Annotated in this window: 16 protein-coding genes; 6 read left to right on the top strand and 10 right to left on the bottom strand. The window is 65.4% G+C overall.

All coding sequences use genetic code 11. The features are described from left to right. Window positions 1–16: 16 nt before the first annotated feature. From LPA35_RS22550 to LPA35_RS22525, 6 genes are all read right to left on the bottom strand, one after another. Window positions 17–397: a hypothetical protein gene (locus LPA35_RS22550; protein ID WP_121508378.1), complete on the bottom strand. Its 381-nt coding sequence runs from the start codon at window positions 395–397 to the stop codon at window positions 17–19. Window positions 398–449: 52 nt separating this feature from the next. Beyond that, complete coding sequence (locus LPA35_RS22545; protein WP_228899127.1) at window positions 450–875, bottom strand: DUF6463 family protein; 426 nt, start codon at window positions 873–875, stop codon at window positions 450–452. A gap of 12 nt (window positions 876–887) precedes the next feature. Next, a complete protein-coding gene (locus tag LPA35_RS22540) occupies window positions 888–2,207 on the bottom strand; it encodes an AarF/ABC1/UbiB kinase family protein (RefSeq protein WP_228899125.1) in 1,320 nt (439 codons plus the stop codon). Continuing rightward, window positions 2,194–2,757, bottom strand: coding sequence for a DUF2867 domain-containing protein (locus tag LPA35_RS22535; RefSeq protein ID WP_228899123.1), 564 nt, complete (start codon window positions 2,755–2,757; stop codon window positions 2,194–2,196). Before LPA35_RS22535 ends, LPA35_RS22540 begins: the two co-directional genes overlap by 14 nt. Then, window positions 2,754–3,656 carry a TetR/AcrR family transcriptional regulator gene (locus LPA35_RS22530; protein ID WP_228899120.1) on the bottom strand — a complete coding sequence of 301 codons (903 nt, stop codon included), beginning with the start codon at window positions 3,654–3,656 and terminating at the stop codon, window positions 2,754–2,756. Before LPA35_RS22530 ends, LPA35_RS22535 begins: the two co-directional genes overlap by 4 nt. A gap of 177 nt (window positions 3,657–3,833) precedes the next feature. Further along, window positions 3,834–4,565, bottom strand: a complete 732-nt coding sequence (locus LPA35_RS22525; RefSeq protein WP_055401999.1) for a helix-turn-helix transcriptional regulator — start codon at window positions 4,563–4,565, stop codon at window positions 3,834–3,836. 136 nt (window positions 4,566–4,701) lie between these two features. Here LPA35_RS22525 and LPA35_RS22520 point away from each other — a divergent pair, with 136 nt between their 5' ends. Genes LPA35_RS22520 through LPA35_RS22510 form a run of 3 tightly spaced genes read left to right on the top strand, consistent with a single transcriptional unit; the run spans window position 4,702 to window position 8,112 of the window. After that, window positions 4,702–5,562 (top strand): hypothetical protein, encoded by an 861-nt coding sequence (locus LPA35_RS22520; RefSeq protein ID WP_228899119.1) that lies wholly within the window; start codon window positions 4,702–4,704, stop codon window positions 5,560–5,562. Window positions 5,563–5,617: 55 nt separating this feature from the next. Then, entirely contained in the window at window positions 5,618–7,576 is a 1,959-nt protein-coding gene (locus LPA35_RS22515; protein ID WP_228899113.1) for an MFS transporter, read from the top strand. Then, a complete protein-coding gene (locus LPA35_RS22510) occupies window positions 7,573–8,112 on the top strand; it encodes a hypothetical protein (RefSeq protein WP_228899111.1) in 540 nt (179 codons plus the stop codon). The genes LPA35_RS22515 and LPA35_RS22510 overlap by 4 nt, the downstream gene beginning before the upstream one ends. 40 nt (window positions 8,113–8,152) lie before the next feature. On the opposite strand, the gene LPA35_RS22505 is transcribed toward LPA35_RS22510, so the two are convergent. Both LPA35_RS22505 and LPA35_RS22500 read right to left on the bottom strand, forming a co-directional pair. After that, window positions 8,153–9,151 (bottom strand): tripartite tricarboxylate transporter substrate binding protein, encoded by a 999-nt coding sequence (locus LPA35_RS22505; protein ID WP_228899108.1) that lies wholly within the window; start codon window positions 9,149–9,151, stop codon window positions 8,153–8,155. 110 nt (window positions 9,152–9,261) lie between these two features. Further along, window positions 9,262–10,278: a 1-aminocyclopropane-1-carboxylate deaminase gene (locus LPA35_RS22500; protein ID WP_055401993.1), complete on the bottom strand. Its 1,017-nt coding sequence runs from the start codon at window positions 10,276–10,278 to the stop codon at window positions 9,262–9,264. 161 nt (window positions 10,279–10,439) lie between these two features. Between LPA35_RS22500 and LPA35_RS22495 the strand changes: the two genes are divergently transcribed. After that, window positions 10,440–10,955, top strand: coding sequence for an Lrp/AsnC family transcriptional regulator (locus LPA35_RS22495; RefSeq protein WP_228899107.1), 516 nt, complete (start codon window positions 10,440–10,442; stop codon window positions 10,953–10,955). Between the two features lie 16 nt (window positions 10,956–10,971). On the opposite strand, the gene LPA35_RS22490 is transcribed toward LPA35_RS22495, so the two are convergent. Together LPA35_RS22490 and LPA35_RS22485 are read right to left on the bottom strand one after the other, a co-directional pair. After that, entirely contained in the window at window positions 10,972–11,886 is a 915-nt protein-coding gene (locus LPA35_RS22490) for an EamA family transporter (RefSeq protein ID WP_228899106.1), read from the bottom strand. 138 nt (window positions 11,887–12,024) lie between these two features. Next, window positions 12,025–12,936, bottom strand: a complete 912-nt coding sequence (locus LPA35_RS22485; RefSeq protein ID WP_228899105.1) for a LysR family transcriptional regulator — start codon at window positions 12,934–12,936, stop codon at window positions 12,025–12,027. A 153-nt stretch (window positions 12,937–13,089) separates the two neighbouring features. Here LPA35_RS22485 and LPA35_RS22480 point away from each other — a divergent pair, with 153 nt between their 5' ends. Both LPA35_RS22480 and LPA35_RS22475 read left to right on the top strand, forming a co-directional pair. After that, entirely contained in the window at window positions 13,090–14,754 is a 1,665-nt protein-coding gene (locus LPA35_RS22480) for a DUF1302 domain-containing protein (protein ID WP_228899104.1), read from the top strand. Between the two features lie 14 nt (window positions 14,755–14,768). After that, complete coding sequence (locus tag LPA35_RS22475) at window positions 14,769–16,121, top strand: DUF1329 domain-containing protein (protein WP_228899103.1); 1,353 nt, start codon at window positions 14,769–14,771, stop codon at window positions 16,119–16,121. The last annotated feature ends 8 nt before the right edge of the window (window positions 16,122–16,129 follow it).

Genomic DNA, 16,129 nt, shown 5'->3' with positions numbered 1-16,129 from the left:
AACGTGGTGCGGCCCTTCAGCGCCACCACACCAGCGCCGCCACCACGAGCAGGGCAAACCAGGCCGGGTGTCGGCCCTCAGTGGCATAGAACACCAGCACGCCGCTGGCCAGCGTGGCGACCCCGGCCACATCGGCCACCCAGGCTCCCAGGTCCGCGTCCACGGGCGCGGTCCCCAGGCGCCACATCAAGGCGCTCAGGGCCCAGCCCAGCACGGTGGCCAGGTGCCAGGTGCCCCACAGAATGCGCACCTGCCACTCCCGCAGCACGGGCCGTCCGCCGGTGGGCACGATGCCCTCTGTGCGCAGGGCGCGAAACACCAGCAATTCACCCAGCACCGAGTGCGCAACACCCACCAGGGCGAGGCCCCCGGCTGCCAGTACCAGCGCAGTATTCATGGACAGTTTCTAGTTCAATCAGGATGGCCGTGGAAGGTGCAGACGCAGCGCATCAACCGCCTTTTTCGCCTTCAGCGCTTTGGGGCCAGCACAGGGCGAGCGCGGGCGGCAGCGCCAGCCAGAAACCGGAGGAAGGCATGAGCACAATGCCCAGCACCGTGAGTGCCAGCAACCCGGCACCCAGCCCGCGCAAAGGAACGGGCGCCAGGGCAGCGTTGCGTTCGGCCAGCAGGATGGCCCAGCCCAGCAACGCGAACAACACGCCGAACAATACAAACCAGACCACGGCGCCCACGGCCGGGTCTTTTTGTACGCTGTTGAAAACGCCGCGCTGCACGATCTCTTGCAGCTGGGTCGGAAACACGACGGCCGCATACAGCGTGTGCAGCACCGCCACGGCCAGCATCCACTGGCCCTTCCAGCGGTTGCGAAGCGGTATGGCCGTAGAGCGTGGGGAGGGGGAGGTCAGGGAGGTCATGTGGGTGGGGTCCTATGAAGGAAGAAGGGCGGGGCAATGCGTGTGGACACGCGCGCCCAGCCCCGTAAGCAGGTGCATGAGGCCCATCCACATGCGCTCAAACGCGGGCATCTCGCCGGGCACCTGCACCAGGTGCTCGCCCAGCATGCGCTGGTGCCGTCCGGCGGTGATGGGTGGCGGCGTCTTGACGCCAAAATCGAAAACCGGTTGCGTGAAGGGCTCCATCTGCCAGGCCTGCATGTCAGCCAGTGCGGGCGCGAGTTCGGCGGTGTAGGCCGGCACGGTGAGGCTGGCGTTGACGAGTCCGAGTGCCTGGTAGGCTTGCAGCACCAGCGCGTCTCGCTGTGGGTCGGTGGGAGGGCGCAGCAGTGCGGACCATGCTTTTGTCACCTGGGTGCGAAAGTGCTCCGACAGGCTGCGCGTGCAGCCAAAGTCCAGCACGCCCACGGTGCCATCGGGTGCGAACAAGAAATTGCCCGGGTGCGGATCGGCGTGCACTCGGCCCAGCACAAAGAGGCAGTGCATGAACCAGTCCCACAGGTGCTGCCCTGCCAGGTCGCGTTGTGCCTGCGTGGGCTCTGTGGCCAGCCACGCCTGCAGGTGCTGGCCCGGCAGAAACTGCTGTGTGAGCACCTGGGCCCGGGTGTGCGACAGGATGGGCTGGGCCAGCACCACGCCTGGCAGCGCCGCGTGCTCTGCGAACCACTGCAGTTGTTCGGCCTCCTGCAGGTAATCCACCTCGCGCAGCAGCGTGGCCTCGATCTCGGTCATCACGCTGTCCACCACGGTGTTGGCGGGCAGCGGCATGTCGGTATGGGCCAGGGCGCGCAGCGCGGCGCGCATGAGCTGCATGTCGCTGGTGATGGTGGCGGCGATGCCGGGGTACTGCACCTTCACGGCCACCGTGCCGTGGCCTGCCAGCTGCGCGCGGTGCACCTGGCCCAGGCTGGCGGCGGCGAAGGCGGTGGGTTCGAAGTGTTCAAACAGTGCCTCGGGCTCCTGCCCGAAAGCTTGGCGGAACACGCGGCCCACCAGCGCGCGGTTGAGTGGTGGGGCCTGGTGGTGGGCGCGCGCCAGCTCTTGCCGCACACCGTCGGGCAGCAGGCCGGGGTGCAAGCTGAGCAACTGCGACACCTTGAGCGCCGAGCCCCGCAACTGGCCCAGCGCGCCAAAGAGGATGCGGCCGAGGGCGGCTTCGTGGTCGGCCTGTGCTTGGGCAGATGGCGTGCGCACGCGGTGCCCCAGCTGGGCCATCCCAATGCGCGCGGCAGCGATGCCCGTGATGGTGCCGCGCGCCAGGCGGCCGGTGCGCGGCGGTTCAGTGCGTGCCATGGTCTGCCAGGCGTTGCACCATGGCCCGTGCGATGCGGCGGTGAAAGGGTGTCACCACCGCCATGTAGGCATGCCCGAGCGTGTTGTGGATGTGCACCACGGTGCTGAGCACCATGGTCGGCGGCCCAGAGGTCTCGGTCCGTCCGCTGTGCTTGGTCAGTGCAACCTGCACGTCGAGGTGCCTGTCGTCCTGGCCCATCACGACTTCGGTATCGCTCAGGTGGCGGATGCGGAAGATGCCCACGCGGTCGCCCACACGGTAGCTGCTGGCCTCGCGCAGCGATCTGCCGCTGGCGGGCGGGTACCCATCGTGCAGTTGCCCCAGGTCCTTCAGGCCCACCAGCCGCACCAGCTTGTTGCGCACGGTCATGAGCATTTGTGTCCAGCGCGGGGTGCGGGCCACCACGTCCAGCCAGGCCTGCAGGGCGGTGCGGGATGGCTGGCCGTCAGCCACCTCGTAGGCATCAAAAAAATGGGCGCCGGGCAAGCTTGCATGGATGGCGGTGCCTGCGGGCACCTGCGTTTCGCGCACGGTGGGGGCGGTGGTCATGCGGACTTCCTCTTGCGTGGCGTGGCGGCGGGCTTGCCGGTGGTGCTGGGGGGCGGGACCGGGCTGGCTGCGCGTGGTTTGCGCGGCGTACGGGGCGGCTTGGAAGGCTCTGGCGCTGCGGGTGAACCGGCGTTTGCCGTGTGGGCCTGGTGTGCCTGGGGAGTGCTGTAGGGCGCGCTGGCCATGGCCTGCTTGGCCAGCTGCAGCATCCCCATGAGGCCGCTGCTGTGTTGAACCATGCGGGCCATCTGGCTGCGCAGCACAAAGCCGCCCAGTTGCAGCACGCGATTGACGAGCCCGCCACGCAGTGCCTGCACCAGCACACCCAGCGAAAGGTCCACCAGCTGCGCGGTGTCGGCAAATTCGTCGGAGGTGTCGGCCAGCCAGTAGGTCACCACACCGGCCAGGTAGTCGGTGTAGAGCCCACCCGCCATGCCTTTGAAGTCGCAGGGCTCGATTTCGCCACTGGCCTCTGCCGCTTCGAGAAAGCTGGCGACGGCCTCGCGCAGGCTCTGGCGCGCCGCCAGGGGCTCGGCCAGCATCGACAGCGGCGAGCGCCGCGCCAGACTGCGCACCTGGGCCACAAATTCGCGGTCGGCCAGCAGGCGCTCCAGCACGGCGTCGGTCAGGCGCTGCAGCTTTTCCTGCAGCTGATAGCCCGCGAAGCCTGGCGTCTGCAGGGTTTCGGCCAGCGCCTGGTGGACCACATCGTCCAGGTAGCCGAGCACGATGCGGTCCTTGGTGGGGAAGTACTTGTAGATCGTGGCGTCGCCAATGCCTGCTGCACGCGCGATGTCTTTCATCGTCGTGCCGTCAAAGCCCTGGCGGGTCATGAGGTCCACCGCGCTGGCCACGATCTGGCGGCGCGTGGCGTCTTGTTGCTGGCGGGTGGTTTTCATTTGACTATCTTTAAATAAACAAAATTTGTTATTTAAAGAATAGTATTTTCTGTTTGTTGCGTCAAGTAGGGGTGGCACAGCACAGCTGCTGGCGCTGTGCTCAACTCATGAATTCAGGGTGTTTTGGCATCTAGCGCTTTTGGGTAAAGCGCTGATAGCTATCAAAAAAAGAGTAAATCAGCGCCGCATGGACGCAAACGCCTCAAACTCCCAGCTGCGCATCGCCAGCAGCAAGGTGTAGCCCTCGCGCTCGCGGTCGGGCAGCTTCTGGTCGGCCAGGTGCTGCTGGGCAAAGTCCTGGGCCACGCGCTGCATGCGCTCCATGAACGCAGGGGCCAGGCTGCGGCTGATGTTGCCGTGCACCAGCAGCACGCCTTCGCCCGCGCCGTCAAAGCCGCCCGCGAAGTAGTCCAACAACGCGTGGTCGCGAAAGTAGTTCATCACCGGGCCATGCGGGCGCCAGCGAAAGGTCTTGGCCAGCTTGAGGCGGTAGCGGTTCAGTGGCCGCAGCTCGATGATGCCGATGCGGTCGAGCTGTGCGAGGTACTTGATGCCCTCGGCCTCGGTGAGGCGGTAGGCGGTGGTCACCTGCTCCAGCGTCCATTGGCTGAGCACGCAAATCGCCATCAGCAGCAGTTTCTTGTCGCCCACCACGGCTTTTTCCTGCTCTTGCGTCAGCTCTTTCAACAGCGGCTGTTCGTCGGCCACACGCCGCGCCAGATCGGCAAAGTCCAGCGCCAGTGCGCGGCAGATGGCGTCGATGCGCGACAGCGGCATGTCGCCCTTGGCCAGCATGCGCTTGACGCTGGACTCGGCCATGCCCAATGCCAACGCCAGGTCGGCGTAGGTCATCTGCGCGGTCTTGAGTTCCTTCTTCAGGGCGGTGACGAGGTCGGCGGTCGTGCTCATGGGCTTTGGCTCCTTGGTATCAATTATCAATACCTGAGGTGTCTTTGGTAGCCCTCTGAGCGACTTTCTGGTGTCCGGGTGACTGCGGCTGAACACACTGCGCGGCAATCCCCACTCATCCACGGATGCGACGACCATGACCTCTCTGATTTCTCTCCCCACCCTGCGCCACATGCCCGCGACCCGCGCTGAAATAGCTCTCTTGCTGGGCGCGGTCGCGTTGCTGGCGCTGGCGTTGTTCGGCCCGGTGCTGCCCGCCAGCGCACACCAGCATGGCTTTGCCGACCAGCGGGCGCTGTGGGGCATTCCTTGCGCGGTGGATGTACTCAGCAATCTGCCGTTTGCCATCGCAGGGGTGTGGGGCCTGTGGGCGCTGCGCCGGTTGGCGCCAGGAGCGCTGGATCCCGCCTCGCGCGCGCTGGCCGCCCTGTTTTTTGCGGGGCTGCTGTGTACGGCCGTGGGCTCCAGCGTTTACCACTGGCAACCCCAGGATGCGGGCCTGCTGTGGGACCGGCTGGGCATGGTGCTGCCGTTTGCAGGACTGCTGGGGCTGGCGGCCAGCCGCGTGAGCGAACGGGCAGGCTGGGCCATGGCGGGGGCGGTGCTGCTGGCGGGGCCGTTGGCCGTGCTGTGGTGGGCACACACCGGCAACCTGATGCCCTGGGCCGTAGTGCAACTGGGCGGCATGCTGGTGGTATTGGCGCTCGCCTGTCTGCCCCGGCGCGATGGCGCGCTGGCGGTGCACCTGGGCGCGGTCATCGGCCTGTATGCCATGGCCAAGTTGTTTGAGGCGGCAGACCACGCGGTGTTCGACGCTACCTACCAGGCGGTGTCGGGCCACAGCCTCAAGCACCTGTTTGCCGCAGGCGCGGCCTGGCCCGTGTTGACGGCTCTGGTGGCACGGCACGCCCGCTCGGCATCCGGCGGGCCGCAAGTCACGCTGTTTGTGCAGAATGGCGCCCACGCCGTGGGTGTCGCCCGCAGTTCACGTGTGTGAAGCGCGGGCGCGGAAAATTCCAACAAGCCAACCCATCGGAAACGAGGAGAAACGCATGCATCCCGAGACCCCCTCAGCCAGCGCAGCGCCAGCATCCGTGCCAAACCCCACGCAGACCCATGAGGACCCGAACCAGTTTGCCCTGCTGCGCCAGCGGCGGTTCGCCCCGTTTTTCTGGACGCAGTTCTCCGGCGCGGCCAACGACAACCTCTTCAAGTTCGCGTTCACCGTGATGGTGACCTACCAGCTCAGCGTGGACTGGCTGCCGCCCGCCATGGCCGGGCTGGTGATTGGTGCGCTGTTCATCCTGCCGTTTTTGCTGTTCTCGGCCACGTCGGGCCAGCTCACCGACAAGTACGACAAGACGAAGATGATCCGCTTCGTGAAGAACATGGAGATCGCCATCATGCTGGTGGCGGCCGTGGGCTTCATCGGCGGCAACATCCCCATCCTGCTGCTGTGCACCTTCCTCATGGGCGTGCACTCCACGCTGTTTGGACCGGTCAAGTTCGCCTACATGCCCCAGGTGCTCAGCGAGCGCGAACTCACGGGCGGCAACGGCATGGTCGAGATGGGCACCTTTGTGGCCATTCTTCTGGGCAATGTGGCGGGCGGCCTGCTGGTGGCCATCCCCGGCATTGGCCACACCACGGTGGGCGTGGCGTGCGTGCTGGCGGCACTGGTCGGGCGCGCGGTGGCGCATTTCATCCCCTCGGTGCCCGCCACCGACCCGGGTCTCACCATCAACTGGAACCCCTTCACCGAAACCTGGCGCAACCTCAAGCTCGCGCACGGCAACATCGTGGTGTTCCGCTCGCTGCTGGGCATCAGCTGGATGTGGTTCTTTGGCGCGGTGTTCCTGAGCCAGTTCCCCAGCCTCGCCAAGAACGTGCTGCATGGCAACGAGCAGGTGGCGTCGCTGCTGCTGGTGGTGTTTTCGATTGGCATCGGCATCGGCTCGCTGTTGTGCGAGGTGCTCTCGCGCAGGCATGTGGAGATCGGCCTGGTGCCGCTGGGCGCCATCGGCATGAGCGTGTTCTCCATCGACCTGTACTTTGCGTCGCGCAGCCTGCCGCCGTCTGAAATCATGGGTCTGGCCGCCTTCATGGCCCAGGGCGCCCACTGGCGCGTGATGATGGACCTGCTGCTGCTCAGCCTGTTTGCTGGCCTGTACAGCGTGCCCATGTACGCACTGATCCAGATGCGCAGCCAGCCCACGCACCGCGCACGCATCATCGCGGCCAACAACATCCTCAACGCGCTGTTCATGATCGCCAGCTCGCTCATCGCCGGTGCCTTGTTGGGCGCGGGCTTCACGGTGCCGCAGATATTCCTGTTCACCGGCATCGCCAACGCGGTGGTGGCGTTCTATATCTTCATGCTGGTGCCCGAGTACCTGCTGCGGTTTGTGGCCTGGGTGTCGTCGCGCTTCGTGTACCGCTTCAAGGTGCAGGGCGACGAGAACCTGCCTTCGGCGGGCGCGGCCATCCTGGCCTGCAATCATGTGAGCTTTGTCGATGCCGTGTTGCTCATGGCGGCCAGCCCGCGCCCCATCTACTTCGTGATGGACCACCGCATCTTCCGCGTGCCGGTGCTGGGCTGGCTGTTTCGCCTCGCCAAGGCGATTCCGATTGCACCCTACAAGGAAGACCCCAAGACTTACGAAGCCGCTTTCGACCGCGCCGCGCAGGTGCTGCGCGAGGGCGATCTGCTGGCCATCTTCCCTGAAGGTGGAATCACCAAGGACGGGCAGCTGCAGGAGTTCAAGGGCGGCATCATGAAGATCATCGAGCGCGCGCGCGCAGAGGGTGTTGAAGCCCCGGTGATCCCTATGGCGCTGACCAATTTGTGGGGCTCGTACTTCAGCCGTATCGAGCAGGGCGGCGCCATGGTGCGACCGTTCCGGCGGGGATTTTTCAGCCGTGTGGGGCTCAATGTGGGCCGCCCGGTGGCATCGACGCAGGTGCAGCCTGCGCTGCTGCGCACCCGGGTGGCGGACCTGCTGCAAGCATGAGCCGTGAAGAATCCTCCAACGCTGCAGCGGCAGCGGCGGACCACGGCGCATTGACGGACCGCATCCTGGCCTTCCTGCGCAGCATCGGCCTTGCGGTCTGCGAGGCCGAGGTCCCCGAAGGCAGTTTTCTACCCGGCGTCCGCATCGAGCGGGGTGGCCTGCGTGTGGACCGGGCGCGGCTGCGCTGGCCTGGAGACCTGCTGCACGAAGCGGGCCACCTGGCGGTGGTACCCACGGCGCTGCGGTCCACCCTGGATGATGCGCTGCAGGACCTGCCCGAGGTGGCCCACGGTGGTGAGATCGAAGCCACGGCCTGGGCCTGGGCGGCCACTCGGCACCTGGGGCTGGATTCCGCCGTGCTGTTCCATGACGGCGGTTACCACGGGCGCTCCGTCGGGTTGCGCACCACCTTTGAGCTGGGGGTGTACCTGGGCGCCTCGGGCCTGGCTGCTGCGGGGCTCACCCTGCTGCCCGCGCAGGTCCTGCCGGGCGGAACCCCGGCCTATCCGCACATGCTGGCCTGGCTGCGGGGCTGAGAGTCAAAAAACGCCAAAAGCAAGGGGCCTCGCGCGGCGTTCAATCCGCGCGGATCTGCGCGCGCTGTGCAATTGCACGCATGCGTGGCAACTCGTCTTCGATCTGCGTAAGCACGGCATCGCCCGTGGCGTACGACGGCTCCAGCCCGGCGGCGATGAGCTTGCTGCGGACCTCCGCGTCCGCCAGGGTGTCGGCCAGGGCCTTGTGCAGTTTGGCCTTGGCCTCGGCGGGTAAGCCGCGTGGCGCAACCACGGCCAGCCAGGAGTCGGCCGAGAACCCGGGGAAGCCACTTTCCGCCACCGTAGGCACGTCGGGCAGTTGCGTGGCCCGCGTGGCGCCAGTGACTGCAATGGCCTTGATCTTGCCCGCCTTGAGCTGTGGCAGCGCTGCGGCCACGGTGTCGATGGTGAACGGGATCTGCCCGCCCATCAGGTCGCTCATGGCGGGCGCGCTGCCTCGGTAGGGCACGTGCATCACCTTGATGCCGGCGGCAGACCACGTCAGCTCTGCCGCGAAGTGGCCGGTGGTGCCGTTGCCAAAGGAGCCGTAGGAAAACTTGTCGGGGGTGCGCTGCACCGCCCCGATCAGCTGCTTGAGATTGCCCACGGGCACCTCGCGGTTTGCCAGCAGGATCAGCGGCACGCGGGCCACCATGCCGATGGGCTCATAGCTCTTGACGGGGTCGTAGGGCAGCTTGGCATTGAGCGCCGGATTCACGGTGAATGTGGAGCCCGAACTGATCAATAGCGTGTAACCATCGGCGGGTGCGTTGGCCACGAAGGCCGCTCCGACCACAGTGCCGGCACCCGCCTTGTTCTCAATCACGATGGGCTGGCCCAGGCGGTCGCCCAGCTTCTTGCTGATCGTCCGACCCACGATGTCCACGGCGCCACCTGGCGGGAAGGGAACGATGAGCTGTATTGGCTTGGCCGGATAGCCTTCGGCGTGCGCCAGCCACGGCGTGCCGAGTCCCAGCCCCGCGAGGGCTGCTCCCAAGTGGATCACGCTACGCCGTCTGTCGATCTGCAAGCACTTCATGGGGCACTCCTTGGAGGGGAAAAGCGTAGGCCTCCAGCATCGAGGCCAGGGCCACTCAGATCAACGACAGCCCGGCCAGCGGTGCCAGCCGGTGCTGCTCGCTGGACGCATCAGCCGTTGCGAAAAAGAAAGCTGTAGGCGTTGAGCGCTGGCACGCCTCCCAGGTGCGCGTACAACACGCGGGAGCCTTCGGGGAACTCGCCCTTGCGCACCATGTCGATCATGCCGTGCATGGACTTGCCTTCGTACACCGGGTCGGTGAGCATGCCTTCCTGGCGCGCGCACAGGCGGATGGCTTCGAGCGTGCCCTCGTTGGGCAGGCCGTACTCAGGGCCGCCGTAGCGGGTGTCCAGCACCACGTCTTCGGCGGTCAGCTCCTGGCCCAGCTCCACGAGCTTGGCGGTGTTTTGGGCGATGCGCAGGATCTGCGCATGGGTCTTCTCGGGTTTGGCCGAGGCGTCGATGCCGATCACCTTGCGCGCCCGGCCATCGGCCGCAAAGCCCACCACCATACCGGCCTGCGTGCTGCCCGTGACCGAGCACACGACGATGTAGTCGAACTGGAAGCCCAGCTCTTTTTCCTGCTGGCGAACCTCTTCGGCAAAGCCCACAAAGCCCAGGCCGCCATACGGGTGCTCGGAGCAACCGGCCGGGATGGGGAAGGGCTTGCCACCGGCCTTTTTCACATCGTCCATGGCCTGCTCCCAGCTGGGGCGGATGCCGATGTCGAAGCCCGCAGCATCCAGGCGCACATCGGCGCCCATGATGCGGCTCATCTCGATGTTGCCCACACGGTCGTACACCGCGTCGGAGTAGTTGACCCAGTTTTCCTGCACCAGCACGCACTTCATGCCGAGGTGCGCCGCCACGGCAGCCACCTGGCGCGTCTGGTTGGACTGGATGCCGCCAATCGACACCAGCGTGTCGTAGCCGCCTGCAATCGCTTCGGGGATGAGGTATTCGAGCTTACGGGTTTTGTTGCCGCCGAAAGCCAGGCCCGAGTTGCAGTCTTCGCGCTTGGCGTACAGGTGCACCTTGCCGCCCAGGTGGGCCGAAAGGCGCGGCAGCGGTGTGATGGGCGAGGGGCCGAAGGTGAGCGGGTGGCGGGCAAATTTCTGCAGGTTCATGGCGGTTTCCGGTCGATGAAGAGAAGGCGCAAGCGGGGGGGCTTGCAGTGCGTTCATCGTAGAAAAATGCGCGCATCACGTGGTTGCAAAATTTGTTCGAATTTCAGCGTAAAAGGTTTATGAAAGAGAATATGAGCGGAAAATATTTCTCTGAATAATCTATGTACGCAACAAAAGTTCGTGTCAAGAATGTGCCGCAGGCCGATGTCTCGGCCGAGCTGGACCGCACCGACAAAGCCATCCTGCGCCAGCTGCAGCGCGATGCGTCGCTGTCGAACGTGGCCCTGGCCGAGAAGGTGCACCTGAGCCCACCCGCCTGCCTGCGCCGGGTGGAGCGTCTCAAGCGTCTGGGGCTCATCGACAAGGTGGTGGCGCTGCTCAACCCCCAGGCCGTGGGGGCGGGCATGCTGGTGATGATTGGCGTGGTGCTGGACCGCTCCACGCCCGAGTCGTTTGCCGAATTTGAAAAGGCGGCAGCCAAGGTGTCGGGCTGCATGGAATGCCATGTAGTCACTGGCGAGTTTGACTACTTCATGCTGGTGCGCACGCGCGACAACGACAGCTTCAATCGCCTGCACGCCGAGCAACTGCTCTACCTGCCGGGCGTGCGGCAGGTGCGCTCATTCATGGTGCTGCGCAATGTGCTTTCGACCACCGAGCTGCCGCTGGCGGTGTAGCGCAAGCCCCATTTCTTTATTGCGCCCCGCGCAGCCGCCCCATCACCGCGGTCCAGGCGGTGCCGCCAAACAGGTTGACCACCAGCCCCGCCATCAGCAGCCCGGCGCCCGCAAAGTGCACAGGCAGCAACTGCTCGCCAAATACCACCCAGCCCGTGCTCAGGCCCACCACGGGCACCAGCAGCGTGAACGGCGCCACGCGGTTCACGGGGTAGCGCGACATGAGGTAGGTCCACAGCCCGAAGCCCAGCAGCGTGGAGATCCACGCGATGTAGGCTACGGCGGCCATGGATTTCAGCGACAGGTTTTGCACCGCTGCCAGCACAGCACCGGGGCCGTCCATCACCAGCGCCAGGGCCACAAACGGCAGGGGCGCCACCAGGCTGGACCAGACGATGAAGGCAAACTGGTTCATCGGCCCATAACGCCCCACGGCGCGGGTCACGATATTGCCGCAGCCCCACAGCGCTGCCGCCGCCACGGTCAGCGCGAAGCCCGCCAGCGGCATGGAGGCCCCATGTGCACTGCCAATCAGCACCAGCCCCACGCCTGCCAGCGCCAGGCCCGCCACCTGGTTGCCTAGCCATTTCTCACGCAGCCACCAGGCGGCCAGCAGCAGCGTGAAGAACGACTGCGCCTGCAGCACCAGCGAGGCCAGGCCCGAAGGCATGCCCATGTGGATGGCGGTGAACAGCAGCGCAAACTGGCCCACGGCCATGGTCATACCGTACAGCAGGTACAGCCGCAGCGGCACCTTGGGTGGCTTGACGAACAGCAGCGCCGGAAACGCCGCCAGAAGGTAGCGCAGCGCGCCCAGCAGCATGGGAGGGATGTCGGCCACGCCCACCTTGATCACGACAAAGTTCAGCCCCCAGACGACGATGACGAGCAGGGCGAGGGCGAGATCACGAGGGCGCAGGGGCAAATTCATGGTGAGGCCGTAGAAGGGTCTGGCTGGATGGGGAGATTGTGCGTGGGCACGCTGGGTGTGGCCGGTACCGATGGGCCGGATCTCGATCAAAACAGGACATTCCTCGCGCCCTGTTGGAATGCGTGCTCCGCATACCTTCTAAATATGCGCTGCCACCTCGATCGCGCGCTCGCGCAACCACTGCAGAGCCAGGTCCTTGTCCCGATGGCGGTGCCATTGAAGGGTCTGGCGCATCACCGGGATTTCCAGGGGGGGCTCCCACACCTGGATGGGCAGCCCGTACTGCAGCGCGCGTTGAGCAAGGCGCTTGTGCACGGTGGCAATGCGTGCCGTGCCTATTACCAGGCTGGGCAGGGATGCGAGGGTGGGCGCGGTGACTTCGATGCGGCGCTTGACGCCGAAGCGCTCCAGAAACCAGCCATCGAACGCGGGGATCTGCCGCGCGCCGGAGTAGTCGGCCACCACATGTCCCGCCGCCAGGTAGTCGTCAAAGCTGAGCTGGCCTTGGATGTGAGGGTTGCCCGTCCAGGTGACGCACATGTATGTCTCCTCGAACAGCGTCATGCTCGGGTGTTTGGCCGACACATATTGCTCGGGGATGATGAGCATGTCGGCCCCGTACTCCTCCAGCTGTTCCACAGGGCGGGCGTTTTGCGCCCGCAGATGCACTTGCACCCCGGGCGCTTCGTGAAACAGCCTCTCGATCAGCGGCTGCATGAACACGGTGGTGGTGAAGTCTGACACCAGCAGCGTGAAGCTCCGGGTGTCGGTAGAGGGGTCAAAACGGGGCTTCTCAGCGATGGTGCTGTCGATGCGCATCAGCACTTCACGCACCGGGTCCAGCAGCGCCTCAGCGCGGGGCGTCAACACCATCTGACGGCCCTGCGGCACCAGCAATTCATCGTCGAAATACGCACGCAGCCGCGCCAGCGCATTGCTGGTGGCGGGCTGGCTCAGGTGTATGCGCTCGCCCGCGCGGCTGATGTTGCGTTCGGTCAGCAGCGCGTCCAGCGCCACCAGCAGGTTCAGGTCGAGTTTGTTGAATCGCATGGGCTACGGGTAAACGTTGATATTCGCGATGTCAATTGATGGAATCCGAAAAATCCATTTTTCGAATGCGAGCTTACTCCCTACAGTAGCCACCGAACCGATGTCCAGCCCCTTTGGTCATCAGATTCGCAAAAAACAGAACGGAGACAAACGATGAAACACTGCCCATCAGGCGCAGTGCGGCGGGGTGCGGCCCAAAGCCGCAGAAGCCGCCTCGCACTGGCCCTTGCCACCTTGGCTGTCACCCCCTGTGTTTCTGCCATCGAGCTGGACACCGGCAACCCCGACTGGAAGCTGCGCTGGGACAACACCGTCAAATACAGCCTCACCGGACGCCTCAACACGGCCTTGCCTGAGTTGTCTTCCGTGTTGCCCGTGACGGCCAACCAGAACGACGGGAACAATAATTTCAAGCGTGGTGTGGTGTCCAACCGCGTGGACCTGCTCAGCGAGCTGGATCTGACCGGCCCCAGCTACGGTGCGCGCCTGAGTGCGGCGGCCTGGTACGACCAGGTCTACAACAGCCACACGGACAACACCAGCCTCACGTCCAACCACAGCCCTGCGAGCGAGTTTCCGGCGGAGACCCGCAAGCTCATGGGGCGCAAGGCCGAGCTGCTGGACGCCTTTGTGTACGGGCGCTTTGATGTGGCCGACAAGCCAGCCACGGTGCGCCTGGGCCGCCACACCCTGTTGTGGGGAGAGAGCCTGTTCTTTGGCGCCAACGGCATCGCGGGCGGCCAGGCCCCGCTGGACCTGATCAAGCTGCTGTCGGTGCCCAACTCCACCTTCAAGGAAGTGGCCCGGCCGACTGGCAAGGTCTCGGGGCAGGTGCAGCTGTCGTCCGACGTGACGGTGGGCGCTTACGTGAACTACGAGTGGGAGAAGACCCGGCTGATGCCGGTGAGCGCCTACCTCTCCACCAGCGACTCGCTCGGCCCTGGTGCAGAGCGCATCAATGCAGGGGCGACAGGCACGTTCATCCGGCAGGCGGACCTGGATGCAAAGAACTCGGGGCAGGGCGGTCTGCAGCTGCGCTGGCGGGTGGAATCCATCGACACCGACCTGGGGTTCTATGCCATCCGCTACCACGCAACCACCCCCAGCAACATCAACAACGTGCTTTTGGGCCGCCCTCCGGCATTGACCGCCAGCAGCTATCGCTGGATGTACCACGAGGGCGTGCGTGCCTATGGCGCCAGCTTCTCCAAGACGATTGACAACTGGGGGCTCGCGGGCGAAGTCTCGGTGCGCCACAACGCGCCCCTGGCCAGCTCTGGGCAGTCCACCCTGGCCACCATTGGCGTGAATGCGGGCCTCAACAACAACAGCAACCCGGGCTACGCGGTGGGCGAGACCGCGCACGCGCAAGTGTCCTGGATCGCATCGCTGGGCCCTTCGTGGATATCGCGCGAAGCGTCCTTTGTGGGCGAGGTGGCCTGGAACCAGCGCACCAAGGTCACACGCAATGCGCAGATGCTCAACCCCAATGCCGACAAATCGGCCACTGGCGTGCGCATGGTGTATTCGCCCAGCTACCGGCAGGTGCTGCCGGGTCTGGATCTCACCCCCTCCATCGGCATGGGCTACACGTTCGGAGCCTCGTCAGCCGTCGGCCCGGGGTTTGGGGTGGACAAGGGCGGCGACATCAACCTCGGTCTGGCCGGGGTGTACCTGGGCGCGTGGAACGTATCGCTGAACTATGTGCATTACCTGGGCAAGGCCGCGCCCACGCTCGATGCCGCCAACAACGCGCAATACAAGCAAGCGCTCAAAGACCGCAACTCGCTGACGCTCTCGGTCCGCACCACTTTCTGATCTGGAACTCTGTCATGAAGCACTACCTGCACATCGCGGGCGCCTGCCTGCTGTCGTCTGTGGCCCTGGGCGCTGCACACGCCGCCGTGAGCGCCGAGGAAGCCGCCAAACTCAAAACCGAGCTGACTCCCCTGGGGGCCGAGCGCGCCGGCAACAAGGAGGGCACCATCCCCGCGTGGAGTGGTGGCTACACCACCCCCATCGCGGGGTTCCAGAATGGCGGGCGCCGGGGCGACCCGTTCGCGGGCGAAAAGCCGCTGTACAGCGTCACTGCCGCCAACATGGCCGAACATGCGAGCAAGCTGACCGAAGGCACCCAGGCACTGCTTAAAAAATACCCGCAGACCTTCCGGGTCGATGTGTACAAAACGCACCGCACCGCCGCTGCGCCGCAGTGGGTGTATGACTACACAGCCAAGAATGCCGTGCAGGCCAAGCTCGATGGTGAGAAGGTCACAGGTGCCTACGGTGGCATTCCGTTCCCCATCCCAAAGACCGGCGAGGAGATCATGGCCAACCATGAACTTCACTGGCGTGGAGAGGCTTGGCAGGCCGACTTCCGGGGCTACCTGGGCACGGCCAATGGCCAGCGCGTGCTGTCGGTGGAGGGGCGTGGTGACTTCCAGATGCCCTACTACGCCCAAGGCCAGCACGACAAGTTCACAGGCGAGTACTGGACCATCCGCCTGGTCAACAGCGGCCCACCGGTGCGTGCGGGCGAGGCCATCACGGGCCGGTCGCACCTGGACCAGGACAAGAGCGCATCGTGGGTGTACCTGACGGGGCAGCGCCGCGTGCGCAAGCTGCCCAATGCCTGCTGCGACACGCCCACGCCTGCCACCGCAGGTGTGGCAAGTTTCGACGAAATCGACGTCTTTGCCGGGCGCAACGACCGCTTTGACTGGAAGGTCGTGGGCAAGCAGGAGATGCTGATCCCCTACAACAGCAACCGCCTGCATACGCCCACCAAGGACAGCGATGTGCTGCTGGCCAATCACCTGAACCCCGACCACGTGCGCTGGGAGCTGCACCGCGTATGGGTGGTGGAGGCCACCCTCAAGCCCGGCCAGCGCCACCAGGCACCCAAGAGCCGCTACTACGTGGACGAAGACACCTGGGTGGCCGTGCTGGGCGACCGCTGGGATGCCAAGGGCCAGCTGTGGAAGACCATCTGGTCCCACCCGGTGGTGATGCCTGACCTTCCTGCCACCACGCCGCAGCAGCAGTGGGGCTTCAACGACCTGATCTCTGGTGCCTGGTATGCCAGCGGCGTGGTCAACGAGCGCAACCAGCACTACAAGATCGTGCCGCGTCGCCCGGACAGCTTCTTCTCGCCCGATGCCATGGCGGGCGAGGGTGTCCGCTGAGCGGGACT

Origin of the sequence: Acidovorax sp. Leaf73 (assembly GCF_916855635.1) — a bacterium.
In the GTDB taxonomy this organism is placed as follows: Bacteria; Pseudomonadota; Gammaproteobacteria; order Burkholderiales; family Burkholderiaceae_C; genus Acidovorax; species Acidovorax facilis.
The sequence above is the reverse complement of the archived record's forward strand: the minus strand, read 5'-3'. Positions and strand labels throughout refer to the sequence as shown.